Genomic DNA, 14,178 nt, shown 5'->3' on the forward strand with positions numbered 1-14,178 from the left:
AGGAGATTTCCTTATGCCGAATATCATTGAGATCACCGACCTTTCCGCGCCGGAGCTGGACATCTACGCCCGCCTGACGCAGGCGCAGCTGCGCAGCCGTCTGGAGCCGGAAAAAGGCATCTTCATTGCCGAAAGCCCCAAGGTGATCGCCCGCGCACTGGATGCCGGGTACACGCCGCTCTCCCTGCTCATGGAGCGCCGACAGATCACCGGCCCTGCGGCAGAGATCCTGACCCGCTGCGGCGATGCGCCGGTGTACACCGCCGACCGTGACACGCTGGCCAGCCTGACCGGCTTTGAGCTGACCCGGGGTGTGCTGTGCGCGTTCCGCCGTCCGCTGCCCCGCAGTGTGGAAGAGGTCTGCCGCAATGCGCGCCGGGTGGCCGTGCTGGAAGGCATCGTGGACTCCACCAATGTGGGGGCCATCTTCCGCAGTGCTGCCGCGCTGAATATGGACGCAGTGCTCATCACCCCCTCCTGCTGCGACCCCCTGTGCCGCCGGGCAGTGCGCGTGAGCATGGGCACCGTGTTTCAGGTGCCATGGGCACAGATCGGTGCGTCCCCTGCCGACTGGCCGGAGAACGGCATCGCACAGCTGCACGCGCTGGGCTTCCGGACTGCCGCCATGGCCCTGAGCGACCGTTCCGTGAGCATCGATGATGCCACCCTTTCCGCCGAGCCCAGACTCGCCATCGTTCTGGGCACCGAGGGCGATGGCCTTGCGCCCAGCACCATTGCAGCCTGCGACCACACCGTGAAGATCCCCATGTCCCACGGCGTGGACTCGCTGAACGTTGCCGCCGCCAGTGCTGTGGCCTTCTGGCAGCTGGGCCGCCGCTGAAACAGCACATAATTCTCTTGACAAATCATCCGAACAGAGTTACACTAACAGCGTCATCATATGGGCCTGTAGCTCAGTTGGGATGAGCGTTCGGTTCGCATCCGAAAGGTCAAGGGTTCGACTCCCTCCAGGTCCATGATCTATAAACAGAGAAAGCCTCCATGTTCAACCGCATGGAGGCTTTTCTTTTTTATCCTGCAGAAAAATACCGGCAGAGCCCGTATCAGAAGGCCCTGCCGGTATTGTATTATCCGATCACAGATATGCTACCGTATCCGCAAGCGGCTTGCGGGAGCCATGGTTCGGCAGCGGCACAGCGCCCGGTGCGGCATGGCCCAGATCCATGATCATCAGGATCTCTTCGTTTTCGGGCAGGCCCAGCTCTTTTGCCAGCTGCTCCGGATCAAAAAAGTTGACCCAGCAGCTGTCCACGCCTGCATTGGCTGCGGCCAGGATCATGTGGGTGGCCACGATGGTGGCATCCTCCACACCGGAGTCCCGCCTGCCGCCGGGGTAGGTGAACACATTGGTACGGTCAAACGCCACCACCAGACAGGTGGATGCATTGTAGCGGCAGGGCGTTGCCTTGTCGATCTTTGCAAGCCCCTCTGCCGACTGGATTACATAGATCTTCTGCTCCTGAAAATTCTTGGCAGTCGGCGCCACACGGCCTGCCTCCAGGATCTCGGTCAGCTTTGCGGCATCCACCGCCTTGCCTGCATCAAAATTTTTGCAGGAATACCGGTTCCGGACTACTTCTGTAAATTCCATGCTCGTGTTCCCTCCTGTTTGTTCGGTTTTCTGCGCTCATTATAGCACATCACTGCACTGAAGAAAAGCCGCTGCGCATATTTTTCCGCTGCTTTAGCTCAGAACAGATCCAGCATACTGTCCAGATAGATCGCTTCCCGCACCTGCAGCTGATATTCCGGCTTTGTCATGTAGTACAGCAGAAATTCCAGGATCAGCGCGCTGCCAAGGCCTCTGCCTTCGATCTTGAAATGGGAAAAGCCCATGGGCAGATAGGTCCTGCAGATCTCCTCCGTCCCGATAAACGCCGGGCTCTGCATTGCCTTGGAAAAGCGGTAGCCCTCCTGTGCATCGGGTGCGGTACATACGTGCTCCGGGCAAGCTTCGCCAAGGTTTTTGCGGCTGACGGTCTCATAGCACAGCTTCCGGTCTTTGCAGCCGGGCCAGCAGCACTCATTGCAGAGAAATTCCACCTTATCCTTCTGGGCCTGCGGCAGTCCTTTGAGCTGGTCAAACGCTTTGTTCAGCCGGAAATCCGGCACCACAAAGCGGAACTCCTCCCGTTCCAGCTCCCTGCGCAGCTGGGCAAACTCCGTCAGGACTTTGGTAGTGGAAGACACAAAGTAAAAGCCCGGGTACCGCGCTTTCAGGTATTCCAGCAGAAGCTCCGAGTGGACGATGATCCCATTCTGCACACCGCTGCCCGCTTCAAACAGCGCACACAGGGCATTGCATTTCGGGTCGCGCAGGTGCTCCTTCTGCAGCAGTGAATTGCTGAAGGTAAGCCGGGCAGAGATGCCGTACTCCCGCAGCAGTGCCAGCACCTCTTTTGCGCTCTGGTCGCCAAAGCCTGCACGGCCCCCACCCCAGATGCAGTCTGCCGGGGCTCCGTAGATGGAACCGATCTCGCACCAGTCGTAGAAATACGCGCGGTGCTCCCGGAACAGGGGCAGAAACACACGGTACAGCTCATAAAATTCAAACAGGCCGGGCAGATGATAGTATGCCTTGCTGCCAAGATCGTTCATCGTTTTGCGCTCTCCTCCAATAGGCCGACCAAGGGCCATGATCTGCTTTTATTGTACCACGCTTTGCCAAAACAGAAAAGAGGGGGTCTGCCCCCCTCACGGAATTCAGCTTTTGCAGCCGGACCCGGAACGAAAGCCTTTGTGCGGAAGATCGATCTCCGTGTTCCGCCGCCCCCTTTATAAAAAGGAAGAGAACTGTGTCAGAATTGTAAAAGATAAATTATTTTAACTATTATTCTTGACTTATCCGACAGTTCGGCTATAATAGTCGTGTTCGCAAGAAACATCAAAATATTTAGTTAAAAATACAAACTTAACAGAACAAAGGAGACTACTACCATGACGTTTGAAGAAATGAAGAAGATCGTTGTCGATACCCTGAACTGCGACGAGGACAAGGTCACGATGGAGGCCAGCCTGACCGAGGATCTGGAGGCTGACAGTCTGGACGCTGTGGAGCTGAACATGGCTCTGGAGGATGCCTGCGGCGTGTCCATCCCGGACGAGGAGCTGGCAAAGCTCAAGACCGTGGGCGACATCTTCAACTACATCACCGCACACGTCTGAGGCAAAAAGCGATGAACGATATCCGAGATCTGTTCCCCGGCCGGATGCGGGAGCGCACCTTCCAGCTGAAAGCCAAGCGGGACGCCGGGGCCGTCTGGCACGAGCCCCAGTTCGTGGAGTGTAAGCAGTGCGGCCGCCGCGCAGCACGCACCCTGTGGACCAAAAGCCTTTTCGTCTGCCCCAACTGCGGCTATCACATGCCCATCGGCGGATACTACCGGCTGAGTCTGGTATTGGATCACGGCAGCTTCCGGGAACTGGATGCAGACCTGCCTCCGCAGGATGTGCTCAGCTTTCCGGACTACAGCGAGAAGCTTGCTGCCGCCCAGAACAAGACCGGCCTGCGCGAAGCCGTTGTCACGGCCACCGGCCGCATTGGCGGGGTGGCCTGCGTGGCAGCCGTGCTGGACAGCCGCTTTTTCATGGGCAGCATGAGCACTGCTGTGGGCGAAAAGATCACCCGCGCAGTGGAATACGCCGCCGCCAAGCGGCTCCCGCTGGTCATCTTTTCGGCCAGCGGCGGTGCGCGGATGCAGGAGGGCATTTTCAGCCTGATGCAGATGGCCAAGACCAGCGCCGCCATCCAGCGGTTCTCCGCAAAGGGCGGGTTGTACATCAGTGTGCTCACCCATCCCACCACCGGCGGCGTGACCGCCAGCTTTGCCAGCCTTGGCGACATCATGCTGGCAGAGCCCGGTGCGCTGATCGGTTTTGCCGGGCCCCGGGTCATTGAACAGACCATCGGCGAAAAGCTGCCTGCCGGATTCCAGCGCAGCGAGTTCCAGATGGAGCACGGCTTTGTGGATCAGGTGATCCCCCGCAGCCAGCTGCGGGATACCCTGATCCAGATCTTACAGCTCCACACAGGAGGAAAGCACGAATGATCAAAGAAATTCTGGAACAGCTGGCTCCGCTGGACGCCCAGATCGCCGCACTGAAGGGCCGCGGCAACGACATGGAAGCCATCACGGCTCATGCGTCCGAACTGGCTGAGCTGGCCGTGGAGGAGGACGAGATCCTGCGCACCTGCGGCCCGCTGACCGCTGAGGACCGGGTATTTCTGGCCCGGCATCCGGAACGCCCCCACATCGATGAGATCGTGAACGCATTGTTCACCGATTTCTTTGAACAGCGCGGCGACCGTCAGTGCAAGGAGGACCCTGCCATTCTGGGCGGCATCGCCCGTTTTCACGGATTGCCGGTGACGGTCATCGGCCACCGGAAGGGCGCTACGCTGGAAGAAAATCTGGCCTGCAACTTTGGTATGCCGGGGCCGGAGGGCTACCGTAAGGCTCTGCGCCTGATGAAGCAGGCGGAAAAGTTCGGCCGCCCCATCATCACCTTTATCGACACCCCGGGCGCTTACCCCGGAAAGGACGCCGAGGAGCGTGGTCAGGGCGAAGCGATCGCACGGAACCTGATGGAAATGAGCGGCCTGACTGTGCCGGTCATTGCCGTCGTTACCGGCGAAGGCTCTTCCGGCGGCGCGCTGGCTCTGGGTGTGGCAAACCGCATCCTCATGCTGGAAAACGCCGTCTACTCTGTCCTCAGCCCCGAGGGTTTTGCCAGCATCCTGTGGAAGGACTCTTCCCGCAGCGGCGAAGCCTGTGAGATGATGAAGCTGACGGCGCAGGATCTGTACCGCGGCGGCATTGTGGAGCAGGTGATCCCGGAGCCGGTGGGCGGCGCACAGCGCGGCCATGCCGCCCTGTTTGAGACGCTGGACGAAGCACTGCGTGCAAACCTGAGAGAGCTGTGCCGCATGAGCGGCCGGGCGCTGGCCGATCAGCGCTATAAAAAATACCGTCAGATCGGAGAAACGAGGAACCCATGAACGCTGCTTTGCGCTTGATAGCCACCGGCGGGGCACTGCCCGGCCGGACTGTCACGAACGAAGATCTGAGCCGCATGGTGGACACCAGCGACGAGTGGATCACCACCCGCACCGGCATCCGTGCCCGGCACTGGTGCGGCGAGAACGAATCCGCTGCCACCCTTGCCATTGCTGCCGCAAAGCAGGCGCTCAGCCGCAGCGGCCTTGCCCCGGCAGACATCGGCTGCTGCATCTGTGCCACCCTTTCGGCACCGGATGCGACCCCCAGCGTTGCCTGCCAGATCCAGGCAGCGCTGAGCCTGCCGGAAAACTGCCCGGCGCTGGACGTGAACGCGGCCTGCTCCGGCTTTTTGTATGGTACCGCCGTGGCACGCGGGCTGCTGGCAACGATGGGCGGGCGGTATGCCCTTGTGGTGGGCTGTGAAGCTCTCTCCCGCCTGATAGACCCGACCGACCGTTCCACCTGCGTATTGTTCGGCGATGGTGCCGGTGCGGCCGTCTTTGAGCTGACTGCAGCCCCTGTGCCCTTTGCCGTAACACTGGGTGCCCGGGGCGATGCCGCCATTCACGCCGGCGGGCCCAGCCGCGAAGGCTCTGCCCCCATCACGATGGATGGCAAAGCGGTGTTCCGCTTTGCAGTGGATGCTCTGCCCAGATGTCTGCACGCTGTGCTGGAAGAAACCGGCAAAACACTGGATGAACTGGACTGGGTGGTCTGTCATCAGGCCAACAGCCGCATCATCGACCACTGCGTGCGGGCGCTGAAGGCCGACCCGGCAAAGTTCTACAAGAACATGGAGCGCCACGGCAACACCAGCGCCGCCAGCATCCCGGTCGCCCTCAACGAGCTGGCCGAGAGCGGGCAGCTGAAGCCGGGCCAGCTGCTGGCCTGCATCGGCTTTGGCGGCGGCCTGACATGGGGCGGAATGATCGTGGAATATGACCCTCTCAGGCGCTGACGCGCCAGCTCCCCCAAAGGGGGAGCTTTATGGGCGGGTAGGGTCAGCGTGCTTTCCAAGAGAAGGTCTAGCTGACAGAAAAGCAGAAAAAAGCTCCCCCTTCGGGGGAGCTGGCAATGCCTTACGGCATTGACTGAGAGGGTTTTTAATGAAACTTTTAAATGAAATTCTAGGCACAAAATACCCCATCATTCAGGGCGGTATGGCCAACATCGCCACCGGCGAGTTTGCCGCTGCCTGCTCCAATGCGGGAGCGCTGGGCATCATCGGTGCGGGCGGCATGGATGCCGACACCCTGCGCCAGAACATCCGCCGCTGCAAGCAGTTGACCGACAAACCTTTCGGCGTGAACATCATGCTCATGCATCCGCAGGCAGATGTTTTTGCGCAGATCGTGGTGGACGAGGGCGTGTCCGTTGTGACCACCGGTGCAGGCAACCCGGGCAAATACGTGCCCATGTGGAAAGCTGCCGGCATCAAGGTGATCCCGGTGGTGGCCGCTGCGGTGCTGGCAAAGCATCTGGAACCGCTGGGCATCGACGCCGTCATCGCCGAAGGCACCGAGAGCGGCGGCCATGTGGGCGAAATGACCACCATGGCGCTGGTGCCGCAGGTCGTGGATGCGGTCAGCATTCCGGTCATTGCGGCAGGCGGCATCGCCGACGGCCGTCAGCTGGCAGCAGCTCTGGCTCTGGGCGCCTGCGGCGTGCAGGTGGGCACCTGCCTGCTGGCAAGCGAGGAATGCCCCATCCACCCCAACTACAAAGCCGCCCTGCTCAAGGCCAAGGACAGCGATACCATCGTGACCGGCCGCAGCGTGGGTGCGCCGGTGCGGGTGCTGAAAAACCGCATGAGCCGCGAATATGTCCGGCAGGAAAACGCCGGTGCCGACAAGATGGAGCTGGAAAAGTACACCCTTGGCAGCCTGCGCCGCGCCGTGTTTGAGGGCGACACCACCACCGGAAGCCTGATGGCCGGTCAGGTGGCAGGCATGCTGCACGAGGTGCGCCCGGTAGCGGATATTCTTGCAGACCTGTGGGACGGCGGGAGGCAGCGCATTGCCGCGCTGAGCACCGAATGCTGACCCTCGGCAGAAAGGCCCTGTCTGTGCCCATCTTACAGGGCGGCATGGGTGTGGGCGTTTCCCTTGGCGGGCTGGCCGGTGCTGTTGCAGCCTGCGGCGGCATGGGGTGCATCTCCACCGCCGATGCAGGCTACCGGGAGCCGGACTTTGCCCGTGACCCGGCAAGCGCCAATCACCGTGCCCTGACCGCCGAGATCCGGAAGGCGAAGGAGATCGCAAAGGGTGCCGGTATGGTAGCCATCAACGCCATGGTGGCAACGCAGGATTATGCGGCCGCGATCCGCACCGCTGTGGAAGCGGGCGTAGACGCGGTGGTGTCCGGCGCAGGCCTGCCGTTGGAGCTGCCCGGCATCGTGGGCACAACGGATGTTGCCATTGCTCCCATCGTTTCCAGCGGACGGGCCGCAAAGCTCATCCTGCGCCGCTGGGCCAAAGAGTTTGGCCGCACCGCTGATTTTGTGGTGATCGAAGGCTGCAAGGCAGGCGGACACCTCGGCTTTGCCGAAGATGATCTGCTGGCAGGCAAATGCCAGACCCTCGACGACATCCTGCCCGAGGTGCTGGCCGAGGTAAAGCCCTTTGAAGCACAGTTTGGCCACAGCATCCCCGTGTTTGTGGCAGGCGGCGTGTACACCGGTGCCGATATGGCCCACTTTACCGCAATGGGCGCTGCAGGCGTACAGCTTGCCACCCGCTTTATCACCACCTACGAGTGCGACGCATCCCAGGGCTACAAGGACGTTCTGCTGAACGCCCGGCCCGAGGATGTGCGGATCATCCACAGCCCGGTGGGAATGCCGGGCCGTGCACTGAACACCCCGCTGGTGCAGGCGCTGGCAGAGGGAACCCGCTTCCCTCCCCGGCACTGTGCCCGCTGCCTGAAGACCTGCGACCCCGCCAAGGTGCCCTACTGCATCACCCACGCGCTCATCGAAGCCGTAAAGGGCAATGTGGAGGAGGGCCTGTTCTTCTGCGGAGCCAACGTGGGCCGGCTGGACCGGATGCGCACGGTGCAGGAGCTGATGGATGAACTTGTGACCGAATGGAGGCAAAATCAATGAAGCTTGCCGTTTTATATGCCGGTCAGGGGGCACAGCACCCCGGCATGGGCAAAGAATTTTACGAAGGCTCTCCCGCGTTCCGGGCAGCATTTGACAGCGCCGAGCTGGACTTCGACCTGCACCGCGTCTGCTTTGAGGATCCGGACGGCCTTCTGAATCAGACCGAATACACCCAGCCCTGCATGGTGGCTTTTGCCTGCGGCGTGACCGCAGTGCTGGAACAGCAGGGCGTAAAGCCCGCTTATGTGGCCGGGCTTTCGCTGGGCGAATACTCCGCGCTGGAAGCTGCCGGGGTGTTCACCGCAAAGCAGGCCATCGAGCTGGCCGCTTACCGCGGCAAAGCCATGGCCGAAGCCGCAAAAGGCATCGACTGCGGCATGACCGCCGTGCTGAACCTTGACCGGCAGGCACTTGCAGCCTGCTGTGAGCAGGCTGCACAGCTGGGCTGTGTGCAGATCTGCAACTACAACTGCCCGGGCCAGCTGGTCATCGGCGGCGAGAAAGCCGCTGTGGACAAAGCCGCCGCACTGGCCAAAGAAGCCGGTGCCCGCCGCTGCATCCCGCTCAAGGTGAGCGGCCCGTTCCACACCCGCCTCATGGCCCCCGCCGGGGATGCACTGGCAAAGCGTTTTGCCTCTGAGTCCTTTGGCGAGATGCAGGTGCCGGTGCTGTTCAACTGCCTTGGCCGTGAAAAGGTTGACGCCGACAGCATCCCGGCGCTGCTGGTGAAGCAGGTGCAGAGCAGCGTTTACATGGAAGATACGCTCCGCCGCCTTGGTGAGCTGGGCGTAGACCATATTCTGGAAGTCGGCCCGGGCAGTGCTCTGGCTGGCTTTGTGAAAAAGACCCTGCCCGGCGTGGTCTGCGCTTCGGTGGAGACTCCGGAGCAGCTGAACGCCGCACTGACAGCATGGAAGGAAGAGCTATGAGCGAAGAAACGATCATCCGCACCGCCGTTGTCACCGGCGGAAGCCGGGGCATTGGCCGGGCTGTGTGCATCCAGCTTGCAAAGCAGGGCTGCAATGTGGTGGTGAATTACTGCCACGGCGAAGCTGCAGCTGCCGAGACGGTGGCTCTGTGCAAGGCCGAAAATGCAAATGCCGTGGCTGTGCAGGCCGATGTTTCCACTGCCGAGGGCTGCAAAGCGCTCTTTGAGCAGGCAGTGAACGCCTTTGGCCGGGTGGATATCCTTGTGAACAACGCGGGCATTACCCGCGATAATCTGATCCTGCGCATGAGCGAAGAGGACTTTGACGCAGTGCTGAACGCAAACCTCAAGGGTGCGTTCCTCTGCTGCAAGGAGGCCGCCCGCCGCATGGTGCGCCAGCGCTGGGGCCGCATCGTGAACCTTTCCAGTGTGGTGGCCCTGCGGGGCAACGCCGGCCAGACCAATTACGCCGCCAGCAAGGCGGGCCTGATCGGACTGACCAAAAGCCTTGCCCGCGAGCTGGCAAGCCGCAATGTGACCGTGAATGCGGTCGCGCCGGGCTTTATCGAGACCGACATGACCGCCGCCCTGCCGGAAGCCGTCCGTGCCGAAATGGCAAAGGGCATCCCCGCAGGCCGCGTAGGAAAGCCGGAGGATGTGGCAAATGCAGTGGCATTTTTTGCCGCAGAACAAAGCAGCTATCTCACCGGGCAGGTGCTCTGTGCAGACGGCGGCATGGCAATGTAAAAGGAGAAAACTCTCATGGAAAAACGCAGAGTCGTGATCACCGGCCTTGGCACCGTGAACCCGCTGGGCAACAACACCGCCGACAGCTGGGCCGCTGCCAAAGCGGGCAAATGCGGCATCGGCCCCATTACCCAGTTCGATACCACCGATTTCAAATGCAAGCTGGCAGGCGAGGTGAAGGGCTTTGACCCGGAAACCATCGTGGACAAAAAGGAAGCCCGCAAGATGGCCCGCTTTACCGTTCTGGCCCTTGCTGCCGCCGCTGAAGCGGTTGCAGACAGCGGTCTGGACACCGAAGCGGAAGCCAAGCAGATCGGCGTCATCCTTTCCAGCGGCATCGGCGGTCTGCCCACCATTGAGGAGCAGCACACCCGCGGTGAAGAAAAGGGCATGGAAAAGGTAAGTCCCTATTTTGTGCCCATGTCCATTGCCAACATGGCGGCGGCACAGGTGGCCATCCGCTTTGGCCTGAAGGGCATGTGCACCTGCCCGGTGACGGCCTGCGCCGGCGGCACCAATGCCGTAGGCGATGCCTTCCACCGCATCCGTGACGGCTACGAGACTGCCATGGTCTGCGGCGGTGCAGAGAGCTGCATCAGCCCTCTGGGCATCGGCGGCTTTACCAGCATGAAAGCGCTTTCCACCGCGACCGATCCGGATGCAGCCAGCCTGCCCTTTGACGCACGGCGCGGCGGCTTCGTGATGGGCGAAGGCAGCGGTGTGCTGGTGCTGGAAGAGCTGGAGCACGCCCGTGCCCGTGGTGCGCACATCTACGCTGAGGTGGTGGGCTACGGTGCCAACTGCGACGCCTACCATTTCACTGCCCCCGCCCCCGGCGGCGCAGGTGCCATCGACTGCATGGCGCTGACGCTGGCGGATGCAGGCATCGCACCGGAGCAGGTGGACCACATCAACGCCCACGGCACCGGCACCCACATGAACGATGCCTGCGAGACCGCCGCCATCCATGCGGTGTTCGGCGAACACGCAAAGCAGCTGACCGTGGTAAGCACCAAGAGCATGACCGGCCATCTGCTGGGCGGTGCGGGCGGCATCGAAGCCGTATTTACAGCGCTGGCCCTGCATGACCAGTTTGCACCGCCCACCATCCACTATGAGCAGCCCGATCCCGAATGTGATCTGGACTATGTGCCGAACACTGGCCGTGCGCAGACCATGACCTACGCACTGAGCAACAGTCTGGGCTTTGGCGGGCACAACGCCTGCATCGCCCTGCGCAGATGGGAGGGCTGACCCATGGCAGAACCCCGCACCGTGCGTGCAGACGCAAACGCCCTGAACAGCGAGGAGATCGCGGCGCTTCTGCCGCACCGCTATCCCTTTGCCCTTGTGGACCGCATTCTGGACTATGAGCCGGGCCAGTGGGCCATCGGCCGCAAGTGCGTGAGCCGCAATGAGGAATTTTTCTGCGGACATTTTCCCGGTCAGCCGGTGATGCCGGGAGTGCTCATTCTGGAAGCACTGGCCCAGACCGGCGCGGTGGCAGCGCTGAGCCTGCCGGAGAACAAGGGCAAACTGGCTCTCTTCGGCGGCATCAAGAATGCCCGCTTCCGCAAACAGGTCACCCCCGGCGATGTGCTCACCCTGCACTGTGAACTGGTAGAGCAGCACGGCCCGGTGGGCGTGGGCAAGGCTTCGGCGTGGGTGGACGGCAAGTGCGCCGCCACCGCCGAGCTGACCTTTGTTCTGACCGAAGCAGCCGCCAACCGCTGAACCCGGACGTTCCCTGTCCGCATGTCTCAGCAGACCGGCCGGTAAAAACAGACGATCAACAAAAAACCTCCCCGTGCAGCGGTTTGATCCTGCACGGGGAGGTTTTGTTATATTCTGAAAGCGCTGTGAAGATCAGCAAATACGCATTGTGCCTTGGCGCACATGCGCGGCGTTTTACTCAATTGCGATCAGGTTGGGGTTTTCCGGCAGAGCCTTCTGCTGCTGAGGAGCGGGCAGCTGGATGTGCAGGATGCCATCCTCGAACTTTGCGTGGATGTCTTCCTTCTTCACCGCATCGCCCACGTAGAAGCTGCGGGCGCAGGTGCCGGAGAAGGTCTCACGGCGCAGATAGCGGCCTTTCTCGTCCTTCTCATCGTTGCTGTGGCTGCGGACAGCCTGAATGGTCAGGTAGCCGTCGTTCAGTTCCATCTGAACGTCTTCCTTCTTGCAGCCGGGCAGATCCACTGCAACATCATAATTGCCATCAGCGGTCTGCTTCACATCGGTCTTCATCATGTTCGCACCACGCTTGCCAAAGGTGTCATGAGCCTCACGGTTCATTGCACGCTCCAGTGCAACATCGTTCCAGAACGGATCAAAGAGATCATCGAACAGGTTCTCATGAAAAACAGCAGGCATAAACATAAAACAACCCTCCAATCCCGGCGTTCGGGTCGGGTATAAAATCAAGATCGTGCATCAGGAGCGGAGTCTTCCCGGGAGCCTTGCGGTTCCCTCATGCCCCTTTCTCCTGAGCACGCCTTTGTTATAGCACACAGTTTTAGCACTGTCAATAGTAGAGTGCTAAAATTCATGGAAAGATAACACTTTTGCAACAATATCTTGTGTTTGTATCTCCCCGTCACCACAATAGCCTCATGCAAAATATGATCTGCAATAAAACAACGCCCCCGGAGAGTACCGTTCAAAAGCTCTCCGGGGGCGCTTTATCGGTTCACATACTATGGGCCACGGCAATGGTTCCGCGTGCTGCCACGTTTTTGGGAGCCATCGCCTCACGGTCCCGTCCGCAGGCATCGTGCAGAGCGCCGGTGCCTTGCCTTAACGGCAGCTGTCAGCATTCCACTGCCACCTTGATCACGCCGTCCCGCTTGTGTTCAAAGAGGTCGTAGCCCTCTTCGATCCGGCGCAGAGGATAGGTATGGGTGATGAGCGGTTCGGTATCGATCCTGCCTTCTGCAATGAGACGCAGCGTTTCTTCACAGTCGCAGCCGTCCACGCCGCCTGTCTTGAAGGTGAGATTTTTGCCATACATCTCCGGCAGCGGCAGGGTCTGCGCCTTATCGTACAGCGCCACCACGGTCACAATGGCGTTGGGTCTTGCGCACTCCCACGCCAGCCGGAAGGTGGAGTCCGCCCCTGCCACTTCCAGCACCACATCTGCCCCGCCGTGGTCGCTGTGGGCACGCACAAAGGCGGCGCAGTCCTCCGGCTGCACGGTGAGCACCTGCGGGTAGTGTTGGCGGAGGAACTGCAGGCGGCTTTCGTCCTTTTCGCACACGATGATGCGCTTGGGGCTGTGCAGCATAACGCACAGCAGGGTGCAGATACCAGTAGGCCCTGCGCCGAGGATCAGCACAGTATCCTCGGGGGTGATCTCAGAGATGCGCGCTGCCCAATAGCCGGTGGCAAGGACATCGCCCACCAGCAGCGCCTGCCGGTCGGTAACGCCGTCTGGGATCTTGTTCAGTCCCTGATCCGCAAAAGGCACCCGGACATACTCTGCCTGCCCGCCGTCGATGCGGCAGCCCAGCGCCCAGCCGCCGTTTTGATCGGTGCAGTTGTTCACAAAGCCCTTTTTGCAGAAGAAGCACTCCCCGCAGAAGGTCTCCACGTTCACGGTCACCCGGTCGCCGGGCTTCACATTGGTCACTGCACTGCCCACTTCTTCCACGATGCCCACCATCTCATGGCCTACCGTGATGCCGGGCACGGCCCGGGGCACGCTGCCGTGCTTGATGTGCAGGTCGCTGGAACAGATGCTGGCAAGTGTCACTTTCACAATGGCATCCCGCTCGTGCTGCAGCACCGGCTTTGGTTTTTCCATCAGGGCAAACCTGCCCTTTGAAACATAGGTGTAGGTCAGCATGCTTTTTTCCTCCGTGTACTTTATTTTTTCCGGGCTGCGCATCCCACGCAATCATGGCAGGGGGCAAGCCGCAGAAGGCCGTGGCTTTTTCCGCAGCTTCGGCGCGGTTGCCGCATAGCTCATTTCCAGCAGCATCCGGATCGTGTCATCCGGTGCACTGCCGTCCAGCGCTGCCGTGATCCAGTTGTCCTTATTCATGTGGTAGGCCGGGTAAAAGCCCGGCTCCATCCGCAGGGAACCGATGAGGAGGGGGTCACATTTCAGGTTTACGATGTCCACCGGCTGCTTCCCGGGCAGCCCCAGCTTGCTGCGGGACACCGTGGTGACCAGCGCGAACCATTTGCGGTTGCCCGGGTGGCGGAACACCGCCGATTCCGGGGTGTCCATCCAGGGATAGTCCGGCTCCACACTGCAGCTGTCAAAGATCAGCTGTTCCAGTTTTTTGCGATCCATTGATATTTTCCTCCTCCCAGGGCGTTTTTTCCGGCGACCAGACCTTGGGGCCGACACCACATACCGGACGCATTGTAGGCTG

General features: G+C 61.0%; 16 protein-coding genes and 1 tRNA gene. 12 read left to right on the plus strand and 5 right to left on the minus strand.

Going from position 1 to position 14,178, the window contains the following annotated elements; all coding sequences use genetic code 11:
• The first annotated feature begins 13 nt into the window (after positions 1-13).
• A complete protein-coding gene (locus tag MTP37_RS09305) occupies positions 14-841 on the plus strand; it encodes a TrmH family RNA methyltransferase (RefSeq protein WP_249237030.1) in 828 nt (275 codons plus the stop codon).
• A gap of 62 nt (positions 842-903) precedes the next feature.
• Positions 904-977: transfer RNA gene (locus tag MTP37_RS09310), tRNA-Ala, on the plus strand.
• Positions 978-1,096: 119 nt separating this feature from the next.
• Here the strand turns inward: MTP37_RS09310 and MTP37_RS09315 are convergent.
• Positions 1,097-1,612, minus strand: coding sequence for a nitroreductase family protein (locus MTP37_RS09315; protein WP_249237031.1), 516 nt, complete (start codon positions 1,610-1,612; stop codon positions 1,097-1,099).
• Positions 1,613-1,710: 98 nt separating this feature from the next.
• A complete protein-coding gene (locus MTP37_RS09320) occupies positions 1,711-2,619 on the minus strand; it encodes a hypothetical protein (RefSeq protein ID WP_249237032.1) in 909 nt (302 codons plus the stop codon).
• 339 nt (positions 2,620-2,958) lie between these two features.
• Between MTP37_RS09320 and acpP the strand changes: the two genes are divergently transcribed.
• From acpP to fabZ, 10 genes are all read left to right on the plus strand, one after another.
• Positions 2,959-3,186 (plus strand): acyl carrier protein, encoded by a 228-nt coding sequence (gene acpP / locus MTP37_RS09325; protein ID WP_249237033.1) that lies wholly within the window; start codon positions 2,959-2,961, stop codon positions 3,184-3,186.
• 11 nt (positions 3,187-3,197) lie between these two features.
• Positions 3,198-4,070 (plus strand): acetyl-CoA carboxylase, carboxyltransferase subunit beta, encoded by an 873-nt coding sequence (accD, locus tag MTP37_RS09330; protein WP_249237034.1) that lies wholly within the window; start codon positions 3,198-3,200, stop codon positions 4,068-4,070.
• Positions 4,067-5,020: an acetyl-CoA carboxylase carboxyltransferase subunit alpha gene (locus MTP37_RS09335; protein WP_249237035.1), complete on the plus strand. Its 954-nt coding sequence runs from the start codon at positions 4,067-4,069 to the stop codon at positions 5,018-5,020. Before accD ends, MTP37_RS09335 begins: the two co-directional genes overlap by 4 nt.
• Positions 5,017-5,979, plus strand: coding sequence for a beta-ketoacyl-ACP synthase 3 (locus MTP37_RS09340; RefSeq protein ID WP_249237036.1), 963 nt, complete (start codon positions 5,017-5,019; stop codon positions 5,977-5,979). The genes MTP37_RS09335 and MTP37_RS09340 overlap by 4 nt, the downstream gene beginning before the upstream one ends.
• A gap of 148 nt (positions 5,980-6,127) precedes the next feature.
• Positions 6,128-7,063, plus strand: coding sequence for a DUF561 domain-containing protein (locus MTP37_RS09345; RefSeq protein ID WP_249237037.1), 936 nt, complete (start codon positions 6,128-6,130; stop codon positions 7,061-7,063).
• Positions 7,057-8,124: an NAD(P)H-dependent flavin oxidoreductase gene (locus MTP37_RS09350; RefSeq protein ID WP_249237038.1), complete on the plus strand. Its 1,068-nt coding sequence runs from the start codon at positions 7,057-7,059 to the stop codon at positions 8,122-8,124. Before MTP37_RS09345 ends, MTP37_RS09350 begins: the two co-directional genes overlap by 7 nt.
• The gene (gene fabD, locus MTP37_RS09355; protein ID WP_249237039.1) at positions 8,121-9,053 is read left to right on the plus strand and encodes an ACP S-malonyltransferase; all 933 of its coding nucleotides are present in this window, start codon (positions 8,121-8,123) and stop codon (positions 9,051-9,053) included. Before MTP37_RS09350 ends, fabD begins: the two co-directional genes overlap by 4 nt.
• Entirely contained in the window at positions 9,050-9,799 is a 750-nt protein-coding gene (fabG, locus tag MTP37_RS09360) for a 3-oxoacyl-[acyl-carrier-protein] reductase (RefSeq protein WP_249237040.1), read from the plus strand. The genes fabD and fabG overlap by 4 nt, the downstream gene beginning before the upstream one ends.
• A 15-nt stretch (positions 9,800-9,814) precedes the next feature.
• Complete coding sequence (gene fabF / locus MTP37_RS09365; protein ID WP_249237041.1) at positions 9,815-11,053, plus strand: beta-ketoacyl-ACP synthase II; 1,239 nt, start codon at positions 9,815-9,817, stop codon at positions 11,051-11,053.
• Positions 11,054-11,056: 3 nt separating this feature from the next.
• A complete protein-coding gene (gene fabZ / locus MTP37_RS09370) occupies positions 11,057-11,533 on the plus strand; it encodes a 3-hydroxyacyl-ACP dehydratase FabZ (RefSeq protein ID WP_249237042.1) in 477 nt (158 codons plus the stop codon).
• Between the two features lie 174 nt (positions 11,534-11,707).
• Here the strand turns inward: fabZ and MTP37_RS09375 are convergent, their stop codons facing one another.
• The 3 genes from MTP37_RS09375 to MTP37_RS09385 all read right to left on the minus strand — a co-directional run bounded on the left by MTP37_RS09375 (position 11,708) and on the right by MTP37_RS09385 (position 14,096).
• Entirely contained in the window at positions 11,708-12,178 is a 471-nt protein-coding gene (locus MTP37_RS09375) for an Hsp20/alpha crystallin family protein (protein ID WP_249237043.1), read from the minus strand.
• Positions 12,179-12,608: 430 nt separating this feature from the next.
• Positions 12,609-13,643, minus strand: coding sequence for an alcohol dehydrogenase (locus MTP37_RS09380; protein WP_249237044.1), 1,035 nt, complete (start codon positions 13,641-13,643; stop codon positions 12,609-12,611).
• Between the two features lie 51 nt (positions 13,644-13,694).
• Complete coding sequence (locus MTP37_RS09385; RefSeq protein ID WP_249237045.1) at positions 13,695-14,096, minus strand: MmcQ/YjbR family DNA-binding protein; 402 nt, start codon at positions 14,094-14,096, stop codon at positions 13,695-13,697.
• Between the last annotated feature and the right edge of the window lie 82 nt (positions 14,097-14,178).

Source organism: Faecalibacterium sp. HTF-F, from assembly GCF_023347535.1.
Taxonomy (GTDB): domain Bacteria; phylum Bacillota; class Clostridia; order Oscillospirales; family Ruminococcaceae; genus Faecalibacterium; species Faecalibacterium wellingii.